Origin of the sequence: Paenibacillus sinopodophylli (assembly GCF_005930355.1) — a bacterium.
Taxonomy (GTDB): Bacteria; Bacillota; Bacilli; order Paenibacillales; family Paenibacillaceae; genus Pristimantibacillus; species Pristimantibacillus sinopodophylli.
On the sequence record NZ_VDBO01000109.1, the window covers coordinates 1 to 203 of the forward strand.

A 203-nucleotide genomic window follows, 5' to 3' on the forward strand; every position below is an offset into this window, starting at 1 on the left:
ATCTCAGCATCATACGCTTTAACTGTTCGTGTGCTCTCCAGCTTGCCATCGTTTACTACACTCACATAAACGCTGCTAGCTGTTGCTCCAAACTGTGCAATCGTTACTGTCGCTGTTGTTGCACCAGTACCGACTGTTGCTGTTCCGATTGCTGTTCCGCCTGTTGCTGCTTTGTAGACATTGACGATGTCGCCTTCTACTAG

General features: G+C 48.3%; 1 pseudogene. It reads right to left on the minus strand.

Annotation, left to right across the window (positions count from 1 at the left end):
• A pseudogene (locus FGT79_RS31570) lies at nt 1–203 on the minus strand (hypothetical protein); the annotation flags it as partial.